A 25,095-nucleotide genomic window follows, 5' to 3' on the forward strand; every position below is an offset into this window, starting at 1 on the left:
CCTGAACAGTCAGTTCACGGATACGCTGTAAGTTGGTGTTCATCTCGTTCAGAGAACCTTCAGCCGTCTGAGTCAGAGAGATACCGTCGTTGGCGTTACGTGCCGCCTGAGTCAGACCTTTGATCTGAGAGTTCATGCGGTTAGCAATCGCTTCGCCTGCTGCGTCGTCTTTTGCGCTGTTGATACGCAGACCAGAAGAAAGACGCTCGATAGCGGTGCTCAGAGAAGCCTGTGATTTGTTCAGGTTGTTCTGAGTGGTCAGGGACATAATGTTAGTATTGATAACGGACATAGTCGTTTCCTTAAAATTTTTACCAGAGTTCGGATACGGCGCCAGGATGCCCGTCACCGTCTGTATTCTTTATCGTCACGCCCTGGCAAAACTTTAAAGCGACTTGCATAAAAATCTGCAAAAACTGCCGTTTAGGATAAGTCTTAACTTGTGCGAACCAACAAAAGAACCAGCCCTGAAATAGTCGACCGCCGCCGCTAAAACTTTATCCTTTTTCATTAATTAATTTCCCTCACAACAGCATTGCGGAATCAAAGGCTATCCCCCGGCCAGTAGCGTCTATGCTTAATGCTCTAAAAACAGAAATAGTCCCTACCTACTTTGTCGTTCCTTTCTCTTTGCATACCGGAGGCCTGGCATGAGCAACCAAGGCAATAACAGTAAGAACCAGCCGTTTCGCCGCACCACGGGCGAAGCCAGTAACCAATATGAAAATATCCCTTTTCACCTGACGCGCCGCACGCTGCTGAAAGTAAGCGCGGCAACAGCGGCTACGGCGGCAGTTGCGCCCGGCGCGGCGCTGGGCGACAGCGAACGTCCAACCGCCCGCGCGCCGGAAATGCTGCCCCTGACGCTAAAAGTGAATGGTGAGAGCAAACAGCTTAACGTTGACACTCGTACCACGCTGCTGGATGCGCTGCGCGAGCACCTGCACCTTACCGGCACGAAAAAAGGCTGCGATCACGGTCAGTGCGGCGCCTGTACCGTGCTTGTGGATGGCCGCAGGCTGAACGCCTGCCTGACGTTGGCCGTGATGCATCAGGACGCCGAGGTCACCACGATCGAAGGTCTGGGCACGCCCGACAACCTGCATCCGATGCAGGCCGCCTTTGTGAAACATGACGGCTACCAGTGCGGCTACTGCACGCCAGGCCAGATTTGCTCGTCCGTGGCGGTGCTGAAAGAGATCGAAGCGGGCATTCCCAGCCACGTCACGCTCGATCTGGTGTCATCCCCGGAAGCGACGGCGGATGAGCTGCGGGAGCGAATGAGCGGCAATATCTGCCGCTGCGGCGCTTACTCCAATATTCTTGCCGCGATCGAAGATGTCGCCGGGAGCCAGAAAGCATGAAGGCCTTTACCTATGAGCGTGTGAAAACGCCCGCCGAGGCGGCAGCCAGCGCGCAGCGCACCCCCGGCGCTAAATTTATTGCGGGCGGCACCAACCTGCTCGACCTGATGAAACTGGAAATTGAAACGCCTTCCCATCTGATAGATGTCAATCATCTGGCGCTGGATAAAATTGAACCCACGACCGACGGCGGTTTGCGTATCGGCGCGCTGGTGCGCAATACCGATTTGGCCGCCGACGAGCGCGTCCGCCGCGATTACGCCGTGCTTTCCAGGGCGCTACTTGCCGGCGCGTCGGGCCAGCTGCGTAATCAGGCCACCACGGCCGGCAATCTTCTTCAGCGCACGCGCTGCCCCTATTTTTACGACACCAACCAGCCCTGCAATAAGCGTCTGCCTGGCAGCGGCTGCGCCGCACTGGAAGGCTTCAGCCGTCAACACGCGGTGATTGGCGCCAGCAAAGCCTGTATCGCCACCCATCCCAGCGATATGGCCGTTGCCATGCGGCTGCTGGATGCGGTGGTGGAAACGGTCAGCCCGGACGGTAGCGAACGCCGTATTCCCCTCAGCGATTTCTATCTGGCGCCGGGCGACACGCCTCACCGTGAAACCGCGCTGAAGCCGGGCGAGCTGATTGTCGCCGTTACCCTGCCCCGCCCGCTCGGCGGCACGCATATCTATCGCAAGGTGCGCGATCGCGCTTCTTACGCTTTTGCGCTGGTGTCGATTGCTGCTGTCGTGCAGCCTGATGGCACGGGGCGCGTTGCGGCTGGCGGTGTGGCGCATAAGCCCTGGCGGCAGGAAGAGGCGGATGCACAGCTGCCGCATGGCGTGCAGGCGGTTTACGATCGGCTGTTCGCCGACGCGCACCCCACCCATGAAAATGAATACAAGCTGCTCCTGGCGAAGCGCACGCTCGCCTCGGTACTGACGGAAGCGAGGGCATAAAATATGAAATTCGATAAGCCCGCAGGCGATAACCCTATCGATCAGCTGAAAGTTGTAGGGCGTCCTCACGATCGTATCGACGGCCCGATGAAAACCACGGGAACCGCGACTTACGCCTATGAATGGCACGATAAAGCGTCCAACGTGGCCTATGGCTATGTTGTCGGTGCCGCCATCGCTAAGGGGCGTATCACCTCAATGGACCTTCAGGCCGCGCAGAGCGCGCCGGGCGTGCTGGCCGTGGTCACGGCGAAAAACGCCGGCAGCCTCGGCAAGGGCGAAAAAAATACCGCCACGCTGCTGGGCGGGCCGGAGGTTGAGCACTATCACCAGGCCGTGGCGCTGGTAGTGGCGGAAACCTTTGAGCAGGCACGCGCGGCCGCCCAGCTGGTTGACGTGCAGTATCGCCGTGAACGAGGTAGCTGGGATCTCGCTGCGGAAAAACCTGGCGTCACCGAAGCGCCGGAAGACCAGCCGGATACCCACGTCGGTGATTTCAACCAGGCCTTTTCCTCGGCGGCGCTGAAGCTTGACGCTTCCTACACCACGCCGGATCAAAGCCATATGGCGATGGAGCCGCACGCTTCTATGGCGGTCTGGGAGGGCGAAAAGCTGACCGTCTGGACCTCTAACCAGATGATTAACTGGTGCCGAACAGACTTAGCGAAAACGCTGAAGCTGCCGGAAGAGAACGTGCGCGTGATCTCGCCCTATATCGGCGGCGGCTTCGGCGGCAAACTGTTCTTACGCAGCGATGCGGTGCTGGCCGCGCTGGGCGCTCGTGCCGCAAAAAGGCCGGTAAAGGTGATGCTGCCGAGGCCGGTTATCCCTAATAACACCACGCACCGCCCGGCCACCATCCAGCATATTCGTATCGGCACCGACCAGTCTGGTCATATCACCGCTATCGCCCATGAAAGCTGGTCGGGCAACCTGCCCGGCGGCACGCCGGAGACGGCGGTGCAGCAGACCGAACTGCTTTATGCCGGCGCGAACCGTTTCACCGGCCTGCGGCTGGCGAAGCTCGATCTGCCCGAAGGCAACGCCATGCGCGCGCCGGGCGAAGCGCCAGGTCTGATGGCGCTGGAGATCGCCATTGATGAGATGGCGGAGAAAGCGGGTATCGATCCGGTGGCCTTCCGCATCCTTAACGATACCCAGGTCGATCCTGCCAATCCTGACCGCCCTTTCTCGCGTCGTCAGCTGGTTGAATGCTTGCGCACCGGCGCGGAGCGCTTCGGCTGGGATCGCCGCAACGCTACGCCCGCACAGGTAAAAGAAGGTCGCTGGCTGGTCGGCATGGGCATGGCGGCAGGCTTTCGTAATAACATGGTGATGACGTCCGGCGCGCGAGTACATCTGGATGCCAACGGCATCGTTACCGTGGAAACGGATATGACCGATATCGGCACCGGCAGCTATACCATTATTGCCCAGACGGCGGCCGAGATGGCGGGCGTGCCGCTGGAAAAAGTGGTGGTGCGGCTGGGCGACTCCAGCTTCCCGGTTTCCGCCGGTTCCGGCGGCCAGTGGGGCGCGAACAGTTCTACTGCGGGCGTTTATGCCGCCTGCGTCAAGCTGCGCGAGGCGATAGCCAACAAGCTTGGCTTCGATCCGAACACAGCGACCTTTGCCGATGAACAGGTACGCGACGGAGAGCGCAGCGCTCGTCTTGCCGATGCGGCAGCGGACGGTACGCTAACGGCGGAAGACAGCATCGAGTTTGGCGATCTGGAAAAGCAGTATCAGCAATCCACCTTCGCCGGCCACTTTGTCGAAGTGGGCGTGGACAGGGCGACCGGTGAAGTCCGGGTGCGTCGAATGCTGGCCGTGTGCGCTGCGGGCCGTATCCTTAACCCTAAAACCGCCCGTAGCCAGGTAATTGGCGCGATGACGATGGGCCTGGGCGGCGCGCTGATGGAAGAGCTGGCGGTTGATAAGCGGCTGGGCTATTTCGTCAATCACGATCTGGCGGGCTACGAAGTGCCGGTTCACGCCGACGTGCCGGAACAGGAAGTCATTTTCCTGGATGACACCGACCCCGTTTCCTCACCGATGAAGGCGAAAGGCGTGGGCGAGCTGGGCCTGTGCGGCGTCAGCGCGGCTATCGTCAACGCGGTGTATAACGCGACCGGCGTGCGGGTGCGGGATTATCCCGTTACGCTCGATAAGCTGATCGCTTCGCTGCCGGATGTCGTTTAAGGAGGCGCTATGCTGCAACAGGCTTTCCTTAGCGACCAGGCTGCGCCAGCGAACCCGGTGCCGCAGCAGGCGCTGCTGACCGACGACAGCGCCGCTATCCTGCGCTTCGCGGTAGAAGCGTTAAAAGCGGGCGTCGCGGCGGCGCTGGTCACGCTGGTGGCGATCCGCGGCGGCGCGGCGCGTGCGCTGGGCGCGCAGATGGTGGTGCGCGAAGACGGTTTGTACTGCGGTTTTGTCTCCGGCGGCTGCGTGGAGGCCGCTGTCGCTCACGAAGCGATGGCGGTTATCGCCTGCGGCCGCGACCGTCAGGTGATGTATGGCGAAGGCTCGCCCTGGTTCGATATTGTGCTTCCCTGCGGCGGCGGCATTACGCTCAGCATCCATAAACTGCGCGGCGCGCGGCCCCTGCTGGACGTGCTGAACCTGCTGGCGCAGCGTCAGCCTGCGGGGCTGCGCTACTTTCCGCAAAGCCAGCGGTTACAGAGCGACGCCTCGCTTATCCGGACGGGCTGGCACAACGATTTTTTCGCCACCGGCTATCGCCCCTGTACGCGGACCATTGTGTTTGGCCGTTCGATAGAGGCGCAGATCACGGCCAGCCTTGCCCAGGCGGCGGGCTATGATGTGCACCTCTGCGAAGCGCTCGATCCGCAGGCTGCTGCACAGATAGATGCGCATACCGCCGTGCTGCTGCTCTGGCACGATCTGAACCGCGAGCTGCCGGTATTACAGGCCGCCCTGACGGCCAGACCGTTTTACATTGGCGCGCTGGGCAGCCAGCGCACCCATGCCAGACGCGTGCAAAAACTCAGCGAGCTGGGCTGGCGCGATACGGATATCGCCCGCATCAAAGCGCCCATTGGGCTGTTCCCCAAAGCGCGCGATGCCAGCTCGCTGGCGCTTTCCGTTCTGGCTGATGTCGCGGCGGCCCGCCTTAGCCTGGCGGAGGATGGCTAGCCGGATTGGGCGGCTTTAAGGTACCGACAGGGCAGCCCTGTTCGGCTGCCTTAAAGTTGTTGCCAGGGTAATCCTGCCCGGCTGCCTTAAAGTGCCGATACAGTTGTTTCACCGATCCTGAAGCCCCTCGCGTTCCCCGGCGAGAAAGTCCACAAACGCGCGTAGCGGCGCGGACATAAAGCGGCTGGGGAAGTAAAGCCAGGGGCCTTCAAACGCGGTCCACCATGCCGGGAGCACCGGCAGCAGCTCGCCCGTAGCGAAATGGGGTTGCAGCCAGTTTTCAAAAGTAGCGATTACGCCTTTGCCGCTGCGTGCCAGATCGATAGCCGCGGCAGCGCCGTTAACGCCGATAGTCAAACGCCCGGCGGGATTGACGCTGACGGTTTCGCCATCGCGTTCAAATTCCCACGGGATCAGGGCGCCGCTTGAATATTTCAGGCGAATGCAGTCATGTGCCACCAACTCTTTCGGATGCAAAAGAGCACGGTGAGAACTGAGCCAGCAAGGTGCGGCAGCCAGCGCCAGCCGCTGCGTTCGCGGCCCTATGGGGACAGCGATAATATCTTTTGCCAGATGCTCGCCGTAACGGATACCGGCATCGCAGCCTTCGGCCGTTGCTTCAATAAGACGGTCATCCACCATGATTTCTACGTGTAAGCCCGGATGACGACTAAGAAAACGGTCCAGCAAGGGCGGTAAGATATCAACCATGACCGCGCCGGTAACGTTCAATTTAAGCGTGCCGCGCACCTCTTGCTGAGAGCTGGCAACGTCATTCAGTACCGATCGCATTTCATCAAGCAGCGGCGTCATTCGTTCAGCCAGCGTCCGGCCTGCTTCGGTTGGCATAACGCTACGCGTGGTGCGAATAAAAAGCGGCACGCCAAGCCTCACCTCCAGCGCCGTGATCCTTTCACTGACCGTGGAAGGCGACAGGCCCAGCTTTTTTGCCGCTACCCGAAAGCCCTTATCTTTAAAAACCGCGAGGAAAACCGCTAAATCATCCATTGCCCTTTCCCGTGATTGTTCGCTATTGCGATCACCTTATTCGTATTGCACCCGATTATCAAACAGCGCCGCACAGGTTATAAATCAGACAACGCACTGCTTTCCGTTACGGAAAAAATCAAACCTGACTGGAGCCCGCATATGAAAAACAAAAGTGTTCTTATTACCGGCGCGAACAAAAGCATCGGATTCGAAACGGCCAGACAGCTGGGCCTGCTGGGTTACAAAATTTGGCTGGGCAGCCGCGACAAAGAGCGTGGGCAAGCTGCCGTAGACAAACTTACCGGATGGGGCATCAACGCCCATTTGGTTATTATTGACGTCACCAAAACAGAAAGTATTGAGGAAGCTGTTCAGCAGGTGCTAAAGGAAGACGGGAAGCTGGATATTCTTATCAACAATGCCGGCATTTCGGGCGCGCAGCCGGTAGCCCCGAGCGCGCAAAGCATCAGCGATGTTATGGCGGTCTACGACACCAATGTTTTTGGCATTATCAGGGTCACGCAGGCTTTTATTCCGCTGCTTAAAGCCGCGCAGGAGGCCAGGGTTATTATGATCGGGAGCGGGCTGGGCTCGCTGACATGGGTCGCCGATCCCAGTCATCCTTATTCCCACGTACAGGCAATGGGCTACACCAGTTCAAAAACGGCCGTTAATGCGATAACGGTCGCCTTCGCTAAAGAGCTTACCGCTTACGGTATCAGCGTGAACGCAGTCGATCCGGGCTATACCGCCACGGATTTCAACGGCCATTCCGGCCCCAGAACGGTTACCGAGGCTGCCGCCGGCATTGTCTGGCTGGCGGACCAGGCGCCTGGAGAGACCACCGCTGGCTTCTATTTCGATCAAAATCGCGCGCCGTGGTAATGCTTTAAAGCGTGTAATTATCTGAGCAGAGGTGATGCCCTCGCCTCTGCGATCGTGCCCCGCCTGACAGTATCAGCACCCCTTTTCCCAATAACAGCAAAGGCCGTTATCACGCAGGCCCTGGACAAAAAGCGTGCTGTTGATACGCTGGATAACGACCAGGCCAACCGCCTCGTTTACAGCAGGCGCTCTGATTGACCTGCCAGTCGTACCCGTTCAAAGGTTGTGTATAAAAAAATAAGGGACTTAAAATGAAAAACAACATCGCCTGCCTGACCCTGGCCGCCACCGCCCTGCTGGGCTGTGCGGCTATGCCTGCCGCCGCCGCGCCTTTTCCGGCCACGCCTGATTTATCGGTGCCGGTTAGCCGTTACGTGACGCAGGTAAACGCAGATAAAAGCGTGACCTTCCGTCTTTTCGCGCCGGATGCAAAGCGGGTATCAGTCATTACCGGCTCCTCCCCGGATAGCTTTGTCTCTCACGATATGAGCAAGGATAAAAGCGGCGTGTGGTCGTGGAAAAGCGGCTCGCTGGCCCCGGATTTGTACGAATACTACTTTGATGTAGACGGCTTTCGTTCTGTCGATACCGGCAGCCGTTTTCAGAAGCCGCAGCGCCAGGTCAATACCAGCCTGATCCTGGTGCCGGGCAGTATTCTGGACGATCGCGCCGTGCCGCATGGCGATCTGTTGACGATGACTTACCACTCAAAAGAGCTGCATTCAGAGCGCAGGATGTTTGTCTGGACGCCGCCGGGCTATAGCGGCAAAAGCGAACCGCTGCCGGTGCTCTATTTCTATCATGGCTTTGGCGATACCGGACTTTCCGCTATTGACCAGGGACGCCTGCCGCAAATCATGGATAACCTGCTGGCCGAAGGCAAAATCAAACCGATGCTGGTCGTTGTCCCGGATACAGAAACGGATATCGCTCAGGCAATCCCGGAAAATTTCCCGCCGAAAGATCGCCGCAAAACCTTTTACCTTCTTAATGCCAAAGCCGCAGACCGCGAACTCATGCACGATATTATTCCGCTGGTCGACGCCCGATTTAACGTGCGCCGGGATGCGAACGGCCGCGCGCTGGCCGGCTTATCGCAAGGCGGTTTTCAGGCTCTCTTTTCCGGCATGAACCATCTGGACAGCTTTGGCTGGCTGGCGACGCTGAGCGGCGTAACCAGCGCAACGGTGCCGGATACAGGCATTGCTCGTCAGCTCGACAGGCCCGAGGAGATTAACAGGCAGCTGCATAACTTCACCGTGGTGGTGGGCGAAAAAGATTCCGTTACCGGCCAGGATATTGCCGGGCTGAAAAACGAGCTGGAGAAAAAGCACATCAGGTTCGACTATAAAATGTATCCTGGCTTAAACCATGAGATGGATGTCTGGCGTCCGGCCTATGCCGAGTTCGTGCAGAAACTGTTTAAATAATGTTTTGCGCCTCCTTCAGGACTGGAGGGGGCGTTGGAATGATTTTGCGCCTGGTCTGTCGGCTAACGGCACCTTCATCATGTCGGGATGCAGCACTGCGCTGAGAATTTATTTTCGTTTTCGGACAGGAATGACCGCAGATGGAAGACATTAAGAATAAGTTCACCCAGCTGTACTGACGTGGGTAGCGTCGTAGCGTTAGCGACAGTAGAAGACCCGGCATGTGACGAACCTTCAGTTTGTAAACCGGACTTCTGGTGTGACCGGGAGCCATTCTTAATGATAAGAACCCGCAGCCGCTGACGTCACTGTTCGAAAACGTCGAAATACACAAAAGGAAATTGACTGATGCAGATACCTACGCTCATAACGGAACGTCTGTGGCTTAAACCGCTGGTTACAGAAGATGCGCTTCAGATTCAAAAGCTCTACCCGCATTGGGAGATTGTCCGCTATATGGTCGCCTCAGTACCATGGCCTTATCCTGATAACGGCGCTGAGAATTACGTTAATAACGTTGCATTGCCCGATATGGCAAAAGGAATCGCCTGGTTCTGGACTATCAGACGTCGTGAGGCACCTGATGACCTTATGGGTTTAATTTGTCTTTATGACGTTGAGGATAATAATCGTGGATTTTGGCTGGCGCCGGAGTATCAGAGGCAGGGCTATATGCGTGAGGCCAGTACTGTGGTTACAGATTATTGGTTTAATACATTAAATAAGCCGCTACTGCGAGCTCCGAAGGCTGCACTCAATAGCCGATCACAGCTTATTTCAGCCAGTAGCGGTATGCGGCTTATCAGGACGGGGAAGCAAGAATATGTCAGCGGCCTGCTTGATTCCGAACTCTGGGAAATTACCCGCGACGAGTGGAATGCCCGTCAGGTTAACTGATATTTTTTATGGATACCCGCTTTCCGCTCCAGGACGAAGAGCGCCTTCTTATCCCTGCCGGGCTGCTAAACGCCAGAAGCGGATATCGGCTGTACAGCGAGATACAATCGGGCAGCATGTTCCTCAACCGCGTGTTGCAGGGATCTGTCCTTTTTGTTTTCTGCCGATGGTTCTTCCCTGAGTGACGAGACAGCTTTGCTGGCCAAATTTGACCCTCTACGAAAATTTCCCATAGCGCTTCTACGGCCCGGGGCATCTTGCTGCAGCCCGGAAAAGCCTCATCTCAACGAAGATCCAGAGGGCGCGGTCTTTACCTGCAATCCGCTGAGCTCAGGGGAGCTTTTCAGGATAGGCTAAAATTCTATAAGGAAGGGTCAGTAAAACACCCCAGAGTTACCACGCGGTTTATCAGAAAGAGGACGGGAAATGAAAATTACTGTGATTTTTGAGGATACAGGCATTGAAGAGGAGCATGATTTTGACACTAAACCTCGCGCCGGAGAGTTAGTAACTTTAGTTCGCGATGGTAAGGATGCAGATTATATCGTTATAATTGAGCCTGATCCCGACCATACTCATGATAATGGGCGTGACGGATATCCTACAAAGGCCAGGGTCCGGCCAGCTTAATAAGCAATGATTTAACCGACCGCCCACCAAGGCGGTTTTTTGCATGGCCGGGAGCTAACCATCCTGACTGGCTTCGTACTGCTCATCACCCTAACCCTCCACGTAATGCCGGTATCAGACAGCACCTCCCCTGCTAAAGCCGCCTGTAAGCAGATAACGGTATGTTCACTGGAGCGCCGGTCATTTGTTCAGCTTAAGTATGGGTAAGTAAGAAATAAACTTCCTGCTGACGATTTAAAGAAAGTAATATTTGTACGAGCGAGGAAGTAATGTGGGCGATACAGTATAGCCGTTAAGTTCAATCATCAATTACGCGTAAGACGCCAGTCAAAAAAGTTGTCGTTTATTATCAAAATGGCTTTTAACTTTCTCTAAGAAAGATCGTATCGTTTCCCCCCAAGGTTCGGGGCAGAACTCTCCCTGACTGATAGCGCCAAATGCCTCTGTAAGCGCACCATCGTTTAACGACAGTAAATCATCAGTTTCCTGGTAAACTTTCAAAGCTGTTTTGGGGTTTTCGGTTTCTAAGTAGCTGTCCAGTATTTCTTCTATCGTTTCGCCAAACAGATCGTAATCCTGACCAAAAAACACCCGTACAAGCGTCCCGACATTTTTATAATTTTTAGCCATTGCCAGCCTCAAAAAGAAGGATATGAAGTAATAAACATGCGAAAAAGCACGCTGCCATTTAGCAAGACGCTGAAGAAACGCTGATTTTATTAAGAAAGTGGTGCCGATAATAGGAATTAAACATCACAGCAACTAATTGAAAAAAATGAAAAATAACAATAAAAAATATAATCCCCTCATTAATGCCCCCTATATATTGTCTTGCCTTTCTGCTTCTGCCCCTCCCTCTTGGTAAAAGGCAGCCGCAATTGATATAAAGCTTTCTTTGATCACATTGAATTACTTCATTTCGATGAAGTCTTCCAAAACCAACCTTGTCGCACGTTGGGAAATTTCTTTTTTCATTGATAGTCCTAAATCAAGCCAATGGACAACATTATAGAAGTATTGATGAGTGCTGAGAACATCAGCCATGATAGTTTCAATTTTAGACCTCGAGGAAAACTGAACGACCTTTTGTGAGGTTTTTTCTCTTATAGCTGAGTTTTCATGCCCAAGCAGCTTCTTGATATTTTCATCAGATATACTCATGAAAGCAGTTTTGTTAAAGCCAGCAACAATAATCGCTAAAATATTTTCGTTGATAGAGAATGTCAGAAGTTCATTCTCTCTACCTCTAGCAAGTTTTAAAATTGTTTGGGCCGCCAAAATAGACACTTTGTTACTTAACCCTCCTAGAAGCTTTTTATTTCCGTTTAAATCCTCATTAGGACAACATATTAATTTTATATCCTCCCACTCACCAAACCTCGACAAATAACTCAACACAACAGGCGTCAAGGAAATACAGTTATCACTTAGCAACCTCCTCAAAATTATTAGATCGGAATCATCCATATGTTGGAGGAGCCACTCAGCACACTGAGAAACTATATTACTCCTAACATTGTCTCCTATCTTGTTCAGTGCATCAATCAAGGCTTCATTTTTATTAGGTATTGCGCTAACAATACTTTTAAAATGCTCCTCGCAATTATCATTCAATATCCCTCTAACTTTGGGAGTGTACTTTTTTTTATCCTTTACAGCCAATGCAAGTAATGCATCAACATTAAAGTTAAAAGACTCACTGGCTTTTGCTTCTAAATATTTTTTATCTTCTAAGTAGAGTGTTAATTTAGTATACACATCATGTAAAGATTTATTTTCCTTCCCGTCCTTATCTTTATAAATAAGAATCTCTTTAGATTTGGCTTTATATAGATAAAATGACTTACGAGAAAGGTTTATTAAACACTCAGCTCTTATGTCATAATCCTCATGCTCTAAAAGAGTAATTAAAAAATCATCATTAACTATCTGGCGACTTAAAACTTCTTCAAGACAAAGCATTCTTATTCTGCCATTTTTATGGCTTAAACCTTCTACAAGCTCTTCATTGGAGATGATTTTAATATTCCCCTTTATTTTTCTTACTATCTTCTCGCCAATTACTACAGGTTGCAACTCTAACAACGCGTGAAAACCACTTGAGATTGAATCTCTTATTTTAATATTTATTATTGCATCAATCGCTTCATTATTCGTTAAAATATCTTTCTTTTCATATTCTTTCATTATTACAGAAAGGTCATTACTCAAACCGTTCTCAGATAAATATTTTAATGCAGAAACCTTAACTTGACTTGGGCTTTTTTCCGAGAACCAGTCTTCTAGATAAATATCCCTAACCTTCCCAATTTTATGACATAGTAATTTCATAGCATCGATTACCTTATGCCTCCATTCTTTACTTATAAAAAAAGTAAAAGCTTCTATCGGGATATTACTGTTTTTTAACCATATCCATAAAGGAACGTTATGACTATTAAATTTTTCAAAGCCTGCCATTGCCAGACCGATAAACTCACTCCCACCAAAAGAGTAATTATCTTTATAAAGATAAACTAAGTTAGCATCATGTGCGCCCAAGCACTCATTATCATTACCACTCTTTTTCAATATATTTGCCAACAAACGCATGTAAGCAGTATCAGCGGCAGTAGTCTCATTAACCCCTTCAGTCTTCAACTTATCCTTTATATGACCTAAAAAATCAAGGCTAGCTTCAGAAAGGTAAGAATTTTCATGAGTTTTTATTTCCCTTTCTTTTTTATCTTGGCTTACTACTGAAGATTGATCATCTTTCTCAATATTTTTTGTATTATCAACTAAATCATAAATATAAGTAACAAGTCTTCTTCTCAGTTTTCTTTCAAAATCTTTTTCATTGGTGAACTTTTCAAACAAAATCTTTTTTTCACTTATCAACTTACCACTAAAATCAATAACCTTCTTTAAATCCGTACCAGGATCTCTAAGCAACTCTTCATCAACTGCTTTAAAAAGCATACTCATCTGCGGTTTCCCTTCTCGAGTATATCTGTCAATTGATAATGAAAACTCTTCTTCAAAGCCTGATGTATATGCTCCTCCATTATCAGGAGGCGTCCCCCATCTTTTCCAAAGAATACCAATGAAAAGCTCACACCTAGCTAAATCTTTATTAATAATTTCTTGGGGCCTACCTAATGAACCAACAGTTTCTTCCCACCCTACTAAATCAATCTGGTAGCCGGTATATTCTGCGTGAAGTGAATTAATTTCATCAACAAGATCTCTTGCAATTCCACGCTCAGTATTTACATCACCAGGAGAAGCAATAAATACCTTGACCACTTTTCTCATGTTTTGCATGTAAATAATACCCCTTGCAGATAGATTCAAAATTACCAATGATAGTTCGTGAGCCAGGTGCATTGATACCCGGCCATTCTACTTAGCGCGCAATGCTATCCCCGCCACGCCTGCCCGCTTTATGCACCGCTTTTCATGCAGCTGCATGCACGGACTCAGGCCGCGTCAGCACTGGCCATGTTCGTGCTTCCAGTACGCATTTTTTGCATGCAAAACCATGCGGCTCTTGCATGCATCACTATTTATACTCGTCACTCTGCAGAAAATCTTTAGCTTTGTACAAAAAAATCCCCACCGGATAGCAGGGATTGAGTGAGGATTTGGGTCAGTGGCGGAAGGCGCTTCCGTAGCGGCCCAGCGTCTGTGACTGGCGCGGAGGCAGTGGCGGCGGCGCCTCGCAGACTTCAGGCTGCGGCGGCGCGGTGATCACACGGGTAACACTCTCGCTGGTCTTGAACGCACACGAGCAGTCCAAATTGGTGCACTGATGATAACGTTCCTTAACCTGTTCGGACATGTAGCGGCTCGATTTGGCGTGCGCCGGGCTTTTGCAGTACGGGCAGTGCATCATGCCTGGCTCTCCTTCTGCTGTTTTCTCTCAAGCTTTGCCTTGCGCTCGTGTACCAGTTTGTGAATGGCGGCCGGGCTGTTTAAAAGGCGCATATCTACGCCGGTCAGCGCCGGGCGATGAACGCCAATCTCTGACACGACAGGCTCCGCGTCCATATCCAGCCGCGCGGCTTCCGCCTTATCGACCAGCACCTTACCGACCTCGCGGGCGAGTATGGCTTCCGGCTCCACATGCTGCGGGTCGGTATGGCGACCCCGGTCGTTGAGCCGGAGCGACAGCAGCTTAAGACGAACGGCGCGTATCAGCGTCGGGCTGAGGTTGCGCATGGCGGCCTCCCACTGGCCTTCAGCATACTGCGTGAAGGCCGTGTTATGCGCGTTCACGTAAACCCTACCGGTGCCTGCGGCCTTCATCATCTCCCCCTCGTGCTCAAACTCCAGCTCCTCAATCAGGCCGGTGAACTCTTCGGCCAGCTCGCGGCTGACAATGCGCTGGCTGTGCTGCGCCCTCAGCTCGTCGGTGAGATTGCCGCGCAGGCTGCGAAAGCGGGTGCGCCAGCTCGTTTCCGCTTCCTTGCCGTTCTCAATGGCCGCCTTGCGCTCTTTTTTACTGCGGGCTATCGCGGCGGTGATGTCGTTGATTTTCATCATCTGCGCGGTGTGTTCGGCTCTGGCTAAATTCCAGTTGACGTCAGGTAACTGGTATTAAGGCAATATATTTGTTTATAAAGACTTTTATTGAGCTTAATTGTCTTGAAAGTACGTAAGGATGGTGCCGATAATAGGAGTCGAACCTACGACCTTCGCATTACGAATGCGTAAATTGATCTTGTAAAATCAATACCTATCGAATTTAAATGGATTTTTTGCCACAATATTGCCACAGTTCGTTAGGAATCAGACAGAAATGGCGACTATACGCAAACGTGGTAACTACCAATGGGAAGCTCAAATCCGTAAACGTGGTTTTCCCTCTCAAACCAAAACCTTCAACACCAAAGTAGAAGCAGAAGCTTGGGCCAAAATGATCGAGTCAGAAATGGCGAGAGGAGTTTGGCTTAGCCGCAGCGAAGCGGAATCTACGACATTGTATGAAGCCCTAACACGATATGAAAAAGAGATTGTTCCCGACAAAAAAGGGGCAGTGCAAGACCGATCATTGGTGCGGATACTAAAAGGCACTCAGCTGGCGAAAAACTATATGGCCAGCATCAGGAGTGCCGATGTCGCCAAGCTGAGAGATGAATGGTTGAAAATCTATGCTCCTGCAACCGTTTTAAGGCGTTTGGCCTTACTTTCTCATGTATTCAATGTTTCGCGGAAAGAATGGGGCATGGAGAGCCTGCTGAACCCCGTAGAGGCCATTCGCAAACCCCAACCCAAGAACTCCAGGACCAGACGTTTGGAAGCGCTGCCTGTAGTTTCTGAGAAAACCGGTGTTACCTCAGGAAAGGAAATAGCCAACGAGATCGAACATATCATTGCCGCAACACATTCATTAGTATTGCCAGCAATCATTCTTCTGGCGTTAGAGACAGCCATGCGCCGTAGCGAAATCGCAGAACTTCGATGGCGCTTTATCGATCTTGATAGGCGAGTTGCACATTTGCCGGATACTAAGAATGGTAATGCCCGCGATGTCCCTTTATCAACGAAAGCCATTACGATACTGTCCAGTCTTAAGGAACATTCTAAGTCAGATGCTGATAAGGTTTTCGATATGCGTGCAGACGCGATTACTCGGGCTTTTGACCGAGCTGTAAAACGAGCCAGAGAAAGATACGAGAAAGCAAGCTCATTATGCGATAAATCTTTCCTTAAAGATTTAAGATTTCATGACCTTCGACATGAAGCAACTTCTCGACTTGCTGAAATTTTCCCAATGCATGAACTAACCAAAATTACGGGACATAAAGATCCAAGAATGATGATGCGATACTATCATCCCAAAGCTGAAAATTTGGCGTTAAAATTGAAATAAGGACTTTATATGGAATATGAAAATAAGTTAGCTGATGTATCACCAAAATTAAATAACCCTCAACTACTGGCTATAATATACTTAATACCTTTTGGATACTTGATTGTAGAAAACCCATTATGGCTAGAAAATATATACATTGCCGCTCCAGTTTTTCTATCATCTATAGCTTTATTAACTAGTGTATACATAGGATATCGTGATTTATTAAATAAAGTATTCAATAATACAGTGGTTAAATGGGGTATAACTGGCTTTACATATTCAGTATGCTTATGGATCGCAAACTTTAAGCTTAACATAGCTTATGGTATAGCCCCAGAAAATCTTAATTACTCGACATTAGCTTATGCTTTCATGCTCTCATTTCCAATAGGAGCAATGATTTGTGCAATTACAGTCTATATATACATATTTTTGCGAGATGTATCTCCAGCAAAAATAGTAATATCCTCTATAATTTCGGTATATATTGGGAACTTAGCTCAACATCATATGCAGATGAACAATCTTCCTGAAAAAATAATATTAATAGGACTCATAATTATGGTCCCCTATAGCATGGTCAATCTAGCCAGTTCATTATTTATTAAAAAGAAATTTAATTTTAATCGCTTAGTATCAGGCTTATCCCTTTTTGCTGTGTCAGTTGCTCTTTTTATTATTAGCATGACAGCAATGAAATACATTGAAAGATTTCAAGAAAAGTTTGTTTTTCTCGATGCAAGAACATCTACGACATGTGGTAGCTCAGAAAGCAAATCTCTTTACATTGAAAAAAATGAAACCCAGTGTTATAAAATATCAGGAGATGAATTCTCGGAGTTAAAACTAATTCTTGTCGATAAAAATATCTCGAATATAAATAATAAGGGTATTTCAACTTATGAACAAAAGTAATCCTGCTAATTCATCTTCTATAGAAGCAAGGAAAGAAGCTTTTCAGAGAGCTGAAGCCAGTCTTTTTTTATCAAGTAAAGACCCCAAGGGCTCCTCATTTTTTAATGAAATAAAAAAATAAGGTGATCAATGGAGAGCTAACCTATGAAGAGGCAAAGAGAGAAGTATTAAATTATCACATTGAACAATCTAAAAATCAAAAAGGCTAACATTTAGTTAGCCTCTTATCACTAGTGAGCCATTTTATAGTCCCTTAATGCACTTTTAAGTAACTCAGTTTGTTCATCAGCATCATCATAATTATAAATTCCGGTAGCAGAATAATACTCTTCGATGCATAGAATATTTATCAATGGTTCACAAATCTCTTTAATAAACTCCTTGTTGTTATCGGCAAAAATAATTTTTATTCCTTCCAAAACAAAGCTATTATAACCAGCCATTATTCACCTCCTTACAGGTGTTTAGTGGAAGCGTCAGTTAACGTTACCGCGCTAACTGACGCGCCTAAATCAAGATTTTTTACTGCCAGTTAAACTATCACCCTCAAACTCATCCTGTTCGTGGTTACTCTGACGATCGGCTGTGTGTTTACGTATTTGATTCGCTATTTCCCCACCAACGGTCTGTTGTGATCGGATAGAATTAGTACTTCCCTTCATCATCTGATACTCCGCAGCTCCATTAGACAGCCCGCTCGCCATGTGAGAAGCCATGTGGCCAGCTCGTGAGAATGATGAAGCAAACCCTTGGCTTCCTCCGCTGGCGCTACCTGTATTGCTCCCTGCAGACGAACCACCGGAACCGCCTGATGGTTGTCCTCCAGAAGTATCTACGGAACCGGTATCTTCCCCGCCGCCAAATCCTCCACCTGAACCGCCTCTATCACCAGAACCAGATTCTTCGGCCATCGCCGCTTGTGCAGATTCAAATGCTGCTTTTAGAGCGGAAGCACCACCACTGACTTGAGCTGTAGCGCTCATTGCCATTGCCCCAGCGCCACTCATTGCAGTAGTAGCAGCGCCAGTAATCATACCTGCTCCAAAACCACCGATCCCTTGTAAGGACGCTCCTCCTACAACGCCTGATAACAACAACGGTAATCTATTAGTCAATACTAAAAGAATGATTGACGCCAGAAGTAAAACAATAAGACTATTAAGATCAGGAATATCATTTTTAATAATAGAAAAATACTGATCTATAAATGATTGCCCAATCCCAATAATTAATGCCATCGTAAATAATTGAATACCAATGGATAATACAGTGCGTAAGTAATTTATTGCTATATCAGAAGTCCATTTCGAGCCACCAAACCCAAGTAATATAACTCCTGCATAACACAACACCCATGCAGAAACTAACATTATTAGCATATTTATCGCGATAAGTGCCATTACGACTAATACTATTATCGCGACGGTTATCATAATGGTCGAAATCATTGGCGACCAAATTGATGCTGCTGCACTGACCTTTGTTAATATCGCAAAGGCCATATCAACTATGCTTGAGGGTGAAATACCAGTACTTGTTCCTAAAGCATTTGCTGCAAGTTGTCTCATTGAGTTAATAATAGATTGTGATATGGCTGGGCCGTTGATTAAAAGATAGTAAAAAAAACCAATTACGGCAAAAAAACGAACTATCTCTGCAAGTGCACTGGTTAAACCTTCCCCTTGCATCGCCAACATACCAAATGTCCAAACCATACTTATCAATACCATTCCCCAGAAGAGCCAATTTGCATAATCACCAATTACTAAAGTCCATGTGCTGGCTACTTGCTGAAACTTATCTAATAACGTATCAAGTAATCCGCTACTATCTAATTGACCAGCGTAAGCATTTACAGAAAACAAAAAAATCATGCCTAGAAAAGTGAGTTTGCTTACTATTCTCATAATTACCATTCTCGCTTAGGACTAGGATTGTTATTACCGTTCAGGGCACATTTATCGTAGTTATGTTCCTTCAATTTATTCTCTGGCGTCGATAAACAATCTTCATCTTTTTTATCGCAAGAGCATAAAATTAATGAAATGATTAGAGTAAAAATGAACAAAAATTTATCTTTCATTCAGCTATCCCTCACCAAATTCGCTTCGGGCTTGGTGTGTTCTCACCAGCTAACGCTTTTTCATCAGCGACTATTTGTTGGGCTCCTTTATCAGCCTGAGCTTGCGCCAGTGTCGCTGTAGCGTTTTGCTGAGCTACCAGAAGCGAGCGGATTTGCAGTAACTGGTTTGTCTGTGCACTGGCAAGCTGGTTAGCCGCCTGAATAGCTTCCATTTGCCCTTGTGCGCCTGTTGCCTGGCTTTGTAAGTCAGCCAGGTTATCAGCATCGCGCTGCAGCGTTTCTTGTTGTTCGTCAATTGCCTTGAAAACGGCGTCATTAGCCTTTTTACGCGCCTCAGAGCTGTTCTGTTCAGCCTTACGCAGCGCGCTAATTTCAGACGAAGTACATTCAACATTACTGTTAAAGCACGGTGATGAGCGGTAGTAATTAACGTCCTGATAGCGTTTCAGATATGAATCGAGACTTCCGGCCTGATTTTTGTAGTAATTAAGAGTGTCCTGCGCCTGCAATAATTTGTTGATGTTCGAATTGGCCTGATCCCATATGTAGGCCGCAGGTGCTACTGTGTTTTTCATCATGTTTTCATACTGCTGTAGCTGCGTCTGGTACTGCTGGATCTGTTTTGCCACAGCCTGAACGTTGTTGACTGCGCTGATAGTGGTCTGCACAACATTAGTACCATCAATGACAGGGATACCGGCCGTCGCCGGTAATGCCATGATTGACACCACAAAAGAAGCTACTAAGGCCTTTTTAGCAGCTAAAATTCCTCCCTGTGATGAAAATACTCGGAGCATTAACTTCATTTGCTTACCTCAATTTCAAAAGATTATTGATAGTGAACATTTAGACTGTTAACAGATGCAGATATATAGAAAAACATGCATTTATTTATCCAAGATTCTATCCATAATAATTCTTAGCTCATATCTAGTTGATTCTATTTTCGCAAGCAACGTTTTTATCTGTGTGGGTGAAAAATTAACTGTGCGAGAATCATTAGCTAACCACAATTTAAGTAACCCACCAAGTCTACCAAGATCAGCATTTACACGGCTGAGCTCTATAACCTGTTTAATATCTACAATAGACTCAACTTGATAACCCATTGCAACTTTCCGAATGAAACTCGCTACACTTAAGCCAGAAGCTTCTGCATTTTTCTGGATTTGCGCTTTTTCATTTGGCAAACAATAAACTTTAATGGGTGTACTATTTTTTCTAGTCTGAGAAATGGTCATATCATTCTCCATACAGGCGGTAGCCGATCAGCCTCGCAGAGCAGGACTCCCTTGAGCAGCCATTCGGCGAATAAGGGAAGGTAAAGTTGGGCCATCGTTTACGGTGGGCCTACTTTACATGTCCTGCCCCACTGTAGCCGTTGTATATCTGTGTGCCCATTGTGTATTTCGGTGTACGTAGTGTGTTTTCCTAAAGCATTTGTGCAGGATTAGTCGTGTAAAAATGTGCAGCATGTGTGTTTATTGAAAGGGGAATTATTTGAATAACCCCAATAAATATATTTATTCTCGCGGCTTGTGTTTTAGCGGCCTGCCACGTTTTCTTTGAAACCTATTTATCTCTTTCGCTATATCGTCATTCTCTGTCTTTGACTCAACAGATTTATCTATCCAGTCCTTAACATCTTCTCTACGCCAGAGAAGACGTTTATTACCGGGAAGACGGCATCTTGGTGGAAGACATTTTGGATTTCGCGTTGCATCACTGCGGATACTTTTTACAGTTTTCTTTAATGCAAAAGCCAACTCTTCAACGGTTATAAGTTCTGGCATAACTGATTTCATCGAAGAACCCATCTCTCAGTAGAAATTTGAGGATTTTAGCGGCTAAAATTTTAGCCGCTAAAGTTTGCTAACCAACGTTATGAATTGAGAATAATTAAAACTTACTGGCAAAAAGAATAATGTCAACAGTGTTTTTATTCATCGGGTTCTTTTTATATCTGAAATTATTTTTATTGACCGTTTTCTGAATGACACTAATATTTTAATAATTATTTTAATCTTTTTGGTTATATAAAGGGTTAAGGATCAGGTTAGAGGGCTGTGGAAAAGAGACATATCCATTTGTTTATTATGACAATTTTAAATTATATCCGTACCTCAAATGTCATGAAAGCGTACCTCATATGTCATAAAGGCGTACCTCATATGTCATATAATAAAAAAACAAACAAACAAGTTACACACAACATTATTAACAGAATCTGTGGATAAGTACACAGCTTATACATGGAAAAATAGATTGTTTAGCTAAACTAAATAGCAACAAATAAAATGAAACAAAATGTAAATAACGGAAGGGTTATAGATGCATTATAAATTTTATTAGCTAACCTTTATAACAAACACTATTGGTAAATATTTCATTCCTGACAATGGATATATCGAATTTTAGTAAGAAAAACACTTCAACTAACCTTACTCTCTGATTTGTTTAGCTAAACAAATTACTACAAGGAATTCTATGCCCTATGAAAAAAAGGGGGAGATATGAAGACGATAAATGCTGCACCTTCAACTGTCGGAGAAATTTTATACGAAGAATTCTTGAAACCATTGGATATGCCTCCCGCAAGACTTGCTGAACTGATGGATACAACATATGAAAAAATTTGGGAAATAATTAAAAATAAGCGAGATATAACTCTTGAAGAAGCTACTCAACTCTCGATAATTTTCAACACAGATGCATCTTTTTGGATGAAACTGCAAGAGCTACATGAGACATGGTTAAATAAAAAAAAGTAAGGACATTCAATTAGATTACTTAATCCTAGAACATAATTTTCCTTGAAACATACTCATACATTACTAACGACTTATTAAAGCAAGATAACACTCGGACGACTGAGGGTAAAAAAATCGAATCCAAGATGATGGTACCTAGTCCGGACAGGACAAATCATTTTAGCAGTGGTACAGGCGACACTGTAAGTCGATATAAAGAAGCCAGAATGGTAACATCTGGCCTTTTTGTTTTGGGACTCTGGCTTGAATAGAACATCCTACATTAGACGTTAAGATCTTACATCTAATTATCCGAAAATACTAATGGATGCGTAGTTGCATTTGACCTGACCGCCCATTTGAATTTAACCTTATGACTGTTTGCTGATTACTCGATCATCGCCAATAAAATCCGACTACTCAACTTCGGAAGTGTTAGGCTGTAGGTCTTAAACCTGAATGGCTGCTATGTGCCAGAAGCGTACATCATAAACGCCACAGCGTCTTAGATCAGAGCCCTAAAATCATGACAGGCGCTTATGATTTAACCAGAATTTTTTTTAGAAGATAATCCTTCTAATAAGAAAAGAACAGACTATAAATAAAAGCTCTTTAAATTAGAACATTGCGTATGCCTTTGTCACTTGCTGACCTAAAATTTGAGCTGTTAATAAATATAGATACTGCTTAGGTTGTGTTTTCAAAAACTCACTTACCAACCATTGTTCTTTATTTGAAAACAAGCTATCAAAGAGGTGGGGGCGATATCTTGTGATTGAGCCAAGATAAAACATCATCATATAAATAATAGACTCCTGACTATATCTGAATGACGGATCCATACATTTTGATATGTAAATTGTATAACCATCTGAGCCAATATAGTACCAAACTCCATCTTTTCTAATCTCTTTAGAAAGATTGTAATATTCCGATTGAGTAGGATCCTTAGAATAGCGCATGGTGATCGAACAAATGTAATAATAATGTCCATCTTTTAGGCCAGGGTAAGTTGCTCCTGTATCTAAACTCCAATGAATATTAGAGCCATTTTGTAGACTTGATGAATGGCAGATACCATCTTTAAATTTTATAATATTATATCCAGACTTAACTAAATTTTCTGCATCTGTCTCATTCAAGCATCCTAGGTCTCCACGGAAGTACAATATTTTCCCTTTTCTAAATAATGTATGGTCAATTATTTTAATAAAAAACTCCGGCTTTTTATATATTTCACTATATGATCTGTGTATGCCTATGCAGTGCGATAGTATATCTCTGATATTTAATTTTTTTGGTCCATTATTATAAGGCGGCGCTTTCGATAAATCAAAAAGACGTAACATCTCATGGGCAACTTGAATATCACCGTTATTACTTGTTTTTATAGTTACGCTGGATTTAGAAAATTCACTCTGATAATCTTCAGATATACCATGTATATATCCCTTAAACAAAACATTATCTGACCGGGAAATGTTTATTGCGATTTTTGAAAGGTTAAGAAATGCATAGTAATATAATAACGGCTGGGATTTCACCGGGCTATTTTCTGCTGATTCGTAAAAGTTTCTTGCCTGCTCCAGAAAAGAAAATAGTACCTTTTCTTTTCTAAGTTTATCAGTAGTCGTTTTGGTTGTTTTCTCAATATAACGTTTCAAGATATAGTCCCAAAAAGCCCATATGTCAGAAATAATTATTTTTTCACCTGAACCAATTTTTAGCTTATTATAATCCATGGAAAACAATGGAAAACCATTAAGATACTTTCTTATCTGTATAATTGACATATACCATCCCAGTACGTTACTGTGTAATTTAAAAAAAGCCATTTTTTCATTATGCTATATATTTATGATTCACCCTTATTTAGTCCGTAAAGTTCAGATAAACGCTTTTTTTCGACCTGAAACTCTTTATCAATACTAGCGAAATCAGGTAATGAATCAATCAAATCCTGAATGCGGTGAATTATTTTCCATGCATCATAATGAATGAATGGGTTCATACCTATAACATTTCCGGCATCGGGCATAGTCGAATTTCCGACATTAGCGAGCATATTAAATTTATCTATAGCCATGTTTTCATTCCAATCAGATACAAATAGAAGCAACGCGGAGACAGCAAGCAGCTGATTATTTCTCATTATTGAGAGTGGAGTAGTAAACTTTCTCCTGAGAGAATCATAGCGCTTAATTATTGCCGTTGACAAGTGCATGACTGCCACGTATTTATCATTTAGCTCTCGCCTGTCAAATATCCTTATTCCTTTATCCTTTATAATAAGTCGATGCGCTTGTTTTGCTAATGTTTTACTATACAACCTCATAAGCGGGTTGTTTTCTTCAGTGTTCAAATCAATATTTAAGAAAGGTGGGTATTTGTATTTTAATGACTCATACACTTCATCATTTATATTAAACCATGATTCGTATTGCTTACCATCCTGAACTACATATTCATCAGCATCACCTTTACTATAAAATGACGCTCTGATAAGATTAATAATGTGCGGGCTGTAGTTGATGACGACATTCCCCGACTCGCGCAGACCAGCAAACCACTTTCTCATATTTCTGATATCAGTCTGGTTAAAAATTTTATGCTCAATTCCTCGACAAACCAGCTCTCTTACTAATATCGTAATTTCTGAACCATCCTTCCCGAACTTAATAAAGGCGTCACCACCTGAATCTCTAACTTTGTCTGGGCCAGTATAATGGTCACAAAAAACCTTGTGTGCATCCGTATCGTCAGCTTTTCTAAATGCAAAGCATGCCTGCTTAACCTTTTTACCAGTTATCTTCGAATAGCCTTCCGATACATAATATGCACCTGTAGCGTTGCACATTGGGCATTCTGCGTCTTCATGTACGAATTGTCGAAAACCATCTAAGTTATCTGACATATTTTTAAGATATAATCTTTCTAATTGTTCTTTATCCAGCTCGATTTCAAACTTCTTTGAATAAACAGTGATTGCCACATGCTTCTCCATTAGTTAATGGTTAAATAATGCAGGCTGCTATTAATAATTAGGTAAGCCCAGTAGTTTTTAGCCAGTTGGTGTTCCGATTCGTGTAATGCTTTATTATATTACTGCTATGAGGGGCATAGTATAAGCCAGTACGATCACAACTTGCGCTAATTATACGTTTTCTATCCCATAGCTACTGTGAGAAGTAAAGCCTCAGCTA

24 protein-coding genes, 1 tRNA gene and 1 pseudogene are annotated in these 25,095 nt (G+C 46.6%); 12 read left to right on the forward strand and 14 right to left on the reverse strand.

Going from position 1 to position 25,095, the window contains the following annotated elements:
* Positions 1–292: flagellin N-terminal helical domain-containing protein (locus QCD69_RS05685; protein WP_441004975.1), on the reverse strand; the 292-nt coding region annotated here is incomplete at its 3' end.
* 358 nt (positions 293–650) lie between these two features.
* Between QCD69_RS05685 and paoA the strand changes: the two genes are divergently transcribed.
* The 4 genes from paoA to QCD69_RS05705 are packed head-to-tail and all read left to right on the forward strand — an operon-like array spanning position 651 to position 5,470.
* Entirely contained in the window at positions 651–1,364 is a 714-nt protein-coding gene (paoA, locus tag QCD69_RS05690; RefSeq protein ID WP_301251312.1) for an aldehyde dehydrogenase iron-sulfur subunit PaoA, read from the forward strand.
* Complete coding sequence (locus QCD69_RS05695) at positions 1,361–2,311, forward strand: FAD binding domain-containing protein (protein ID WP_301251313.1); 951 nt, start codon at positions 1,361–1,363, stop codon at positions 2,309–2,311. The genes paoA and QCD69_RS05695 overlap by 4 nt, the downstream gene beginning before the upstream one ends.
* A gap of 3 nt (positions 2,312–2,314) precedes the next feature.
* On the forward strand, positions 2,315–4,513 hold the full coding sequence (gene paoC / locus QCD69_RS05700; protein WP_301251314.1) for an aldehyde oxidoreductase molybdenum-binding subunit PaoC: 2,199 nt from the start codon (positions 2,315–2,317) through the stop codon (positions 4,511–4,513).
* A gap of 9 nt (positions 4,514–4,522) precedes the next feature.
* The gene (locus QCD69_RS05705; RefSeq protein ID WP_301251315.1) at positions 4,523–5,470 is read left to right on the forward strand and encodes an XdhC family protein; all 948 of its coding nucleotides are present in this window, start codon (positions 4,523–4,525) and stop codon (positions 5,468–5,470) included.
* Positions 5,471–5,578: 108 nt separating this feature from the next.
* Here QCD69_RS05705 and QCD69_RS05710 read toward each other — a convergent pair whose 3' ends face one another.
* Positions 5,579–6,478 carry a LysR family transcriptional regulator gene (locus QCD69_RS05710; RefSeq protein WP_301251316.1) on the reverse strand — a complete coding sequence of 300 codons (900 nt, stop codon included), beginning with the start codon at positions 6,476–6,478 and terminating at the stop codon, positions 5,579–5,581.
* 141 nt (positions 6,479–6,619) lie between these two features.
* Between QCD69_RS05710 and QCD69_RS05715 the strand changes: the two genes are divergently transcribed.
* The 4 genes from QCD69_RS05715 to QCD69_RS05730 all read left to right on the forward strand — a co-directional run bounded on the left by QCD69_RS05715 (position 6,620) and on the right by QCD69_RS05730 (position 10,302).
* On the forward strand, positions 6,620–7,345 hold the full coding sequence (locus tag QCD69_RS05715) for an SDR family oxidoreductase (RefSeq protein ID WP_301251317.1): 726 nt from the start codon (positions 6,620–6,622) through the stop codon (positions 7,343–7,345).
* A gap of 251 nt (positions 7,346–7,596) precedes the next feature.
* Positions 7,597–8,775, forward strand: a complete 1,179-nt coding sequence (locus tag QCD69_RS05720; RefSeq protein ID WP_441004976.1) for an alpha/beta hydrolase-fold protein — start codon at positions 7,597–7,599, stop codon at positions 8,773–8,775.
* 348 nt (positions 8,776–9,123) lie between these two features.
* Positions 9,124–9,672 (forward strand): GNAT family N-acetyltransferase, encoded by a 549-nt coding sequence (locus tag QCD69_RS05725; RefSeq protein ID WP_301251318.1) that lies wholly within the window; start codon positions 9,124–9,126, stop codon positions 9,670–9,672.
* A 426-nt stretch (positions 9,673–10,098) separates the two neighbouring features.
* Positions 10,099–10,302: a hypothetical protein gene (locus QCD69_RS05730; protein ID WP_301251319.1), complete on the forward strand. Its 204-nt coding sequence runs from the start codon at positions 10,099–10,101 to the stop codon at positions 10,300–10,302.
* Positions 10,303–10,629: 327 nt separating this feature from the next.
* Here QCD69_RS05730 and QCD69_RS05735 read toward each other — a convergent pair whose 3' ends face one another.
* From QCD69_RS05735 to QCD69_RS05755, 5 genes are all read right to left on the reverse strand, one after another.
* On the reverse strand, positions 10,630–10,932 hold the full coding sequence (locus QCD69_RS05735; protein ID WP_301251320.1) for a contact-dependent growth inhibition system immunity protein: 303 nt from the start codon (positions 10,930–10,932) through the stop codon (positions 10,630–10,632).
* Between the two features lie 279 nt (positions 10,933–11,211).
* A complete protein-coding gene (locus QCD69_RS05740; RefSeq protein ID WP_301251321.1) occupies positions 11,212–13,608 on the reverse strand; it encodes a DUF4062 domain-containing protein in 2,397 nt (798 codons plus the stop codon).
* Positions 13,609–13,933: 325 nt separating this feature from the next.
* Positions 13,934–14,179: an ogr/Delta-like zinc finger family protein gene (locus QCD69_RS05745; RefSeq protein WP_301251322.1), complete on the reverse strand. Its 246-nt coding sequence runs from the start codon at positions 14,177–14,179 to the stop codon at positions 13,934–13,936.
* Positions 14,176–14,829, reverse strand: coding sequence for a hypothetical protein (locus QCD69_RS05750; protein WP_301251323.1), 654 nt, complete (start codon positions 14,827–14,829; stop codon positions 14,176–14,178). The genes QCD69_RS05745 and QCD69_RS05750 overlap by 4 nt, the downstream gene beginning before the upstream one ends.
* Before the next feature lie 119 nt (positions 14,830–14,948).
* A tRNA-Ser gene (locus tag QCD69_RS05755) sits at positions 14,949–15,060 on the reverse strand.
* Between the two features lie 25 nt (positions 15,061–15,085).
* Between QCD69_RS05755 and QCD69_RS05760 the strand changes: the two genes are divergently transcribed.
* The 3 genes and pseudogenes from QCD69_RS05760 (at position 15,086) to QCD69_RS05770 (ending at position 17,268) form a co-directional block, all read left to right on the forward strand.
* Positions 15,086–16,159 (forward strand): site-specific integrase, encoded by a 1,074-nt coding sequence (locus QCD69_RS05760; protein ID WP_301251324.1) that lies wholly within the window; start codon positions 15,086–15,088, stop codon positions 16,157–16,159.
* 9 nt (positions 16,160–16,168) lie between these two features.
* Positions 16,169–17,059, forward strand: coding sequence for a hypothetical protein (locus QCD69_RS05765; protein ID WP_301251325.1), 891 nt, complete (start codon positions 16,169–16,171; stop codon positions 17,057–17,059).
* Positions 17,046–17,268, forward strand: a pseudogene (locus QCD69_RS05770) (antitoxin VbhA family protein). Before QCD69_RS05765 ends, QCD69_RS05770 begins: the two are co-directional and overlap by 14 nt.
* Positions 17,269–17,289: 21 nt before the next feature.
* On the opposite strand, the gene QCD69_RS05775 reads toward QCD69_RS05770, so the two are convergent.
* The 5 genes from QCD69_RS05775 to QCD69_RS05795 all read right to left on the reverse strand — a co-directional run bounded on the left by QCD69_RS05775 (position 17,290) and on the right by QCD69_RS05795 (position 20,947).
* Positions 17,290–17,502: a hypothetical protein gene (locus QCD69_RS05775; protein WP_301251326.1), complete on the reverse strand. Its 213-nt coding sequence runs from the start codon at positions 17,500–17,502 to the stop codon at positions 17,290–17,292.
* A 69-nt stretch (positions 17,503–17,571) separates the two neighbouring features.
* Positions 17,572–18,966: a P-type conjugative transfer protein TrbL gene (trbL, locus tag QCD69_RS05780; protein WP_301251327.1), complete on the reverse strand. Its 1,395-nt coding sequence runs from the start codon at positions 18,964–18,966 to the stop codon at positions 17,572–17,574.
* A gap of 187 nt (positions 18,967–19,153) precedes the next feature.
* Positions 19,154–19,948: a P-type conjugative transfer protein TrbJ gene (gene trbJ / locus QCD69_RS05785; protein ID WP_301251328.1), complete on the reverse strand. Its 795-nt coding sequence runs from the start codon at positions 19,946–19,948 to the stop codon at positions 19,154–19,156.
* A gap of 81 nt (positions 19,949–20,029) precedes the next feature.
* Positions 20,030–20,383: a conjugal transfer transcriptional regulator TraJ gene (gene traJ, locus QCD69_RS05790; protein ID WP_301251329.1), complete on the reverse strand. Its 354-nt coding sequence runs from the start codon at positions 20,381–20,383 to the stop codon at positions 20,030–20,032.
* 282 nt (positions 20,384–20,665) lie between these two features.
* Complete coding sequence (locus tag QCD69_RS05795; RefSeq protein WP_301251331.1) at positions 20,666–20,947, reverse strand: hypothetical protein; 282 nt, start codon at positions 20,945–20,947, stop codon at positions 20,666–20,668.
* Positions 20,948–21,655: 708 nt separating this feature from the next.
* Here QCD69_RS05795 and QCD69_RS05800 point away from each other — a divergent pair.
* Positions 21,656–21,913, forward strand: coding sequence for a HigA family addiction module antitoxin (locus QCD69_RS05800; RefSeq protein ID WP_301251333.1), 258 nt, complete (start codon positions 21,656–21,658; stop codon positions 21,911–21,913).
* A 596-nt stretch (positions 21,914–22,509) separates the two neighbouring features.
* Here QCD69_RS05800 and QCD69_RS05805 read toward each other — a convergent pair.
* Together QCD69_RS05805 and QCD69_RS05810 are read right to left on the reverse strand one after the other, a co-directional pair.
* Positions 22,510–23,685, reverse strand: coding sequence for a YaaC family protein (locus tag QCD69_RS05805; protein WP_301251335.1), 1,176 nt, complete (start codon positions 23,683–23,685; stop codon positions 22,510–22,512).
* Positions 23,686–23,747: 62 nt separating this feature from the next.
* Positions 23,748–24,884, reverse strand: coding sequence for a hypothetical protein (locus QCD69_RS05810; RefSeq protein WP_301251337.1), 1,137 nt, complete (start codon positions 24,882–24,884; stop codon positions 23,748–23,750).
* Between the last annotated feature and the right edge of the window lie 211 nt (positions 24,885–25,095).

The sequence above is a fragment of the Erwinia sp. PsM31 genome (assembly GCF_030433775.1).
Lineage (GTDB): Bacteria > Pseudomonadota > Gammaproteobacteria > Enterobacterales > Enterobacteriaceae > Erwinia > Erwinia aeris.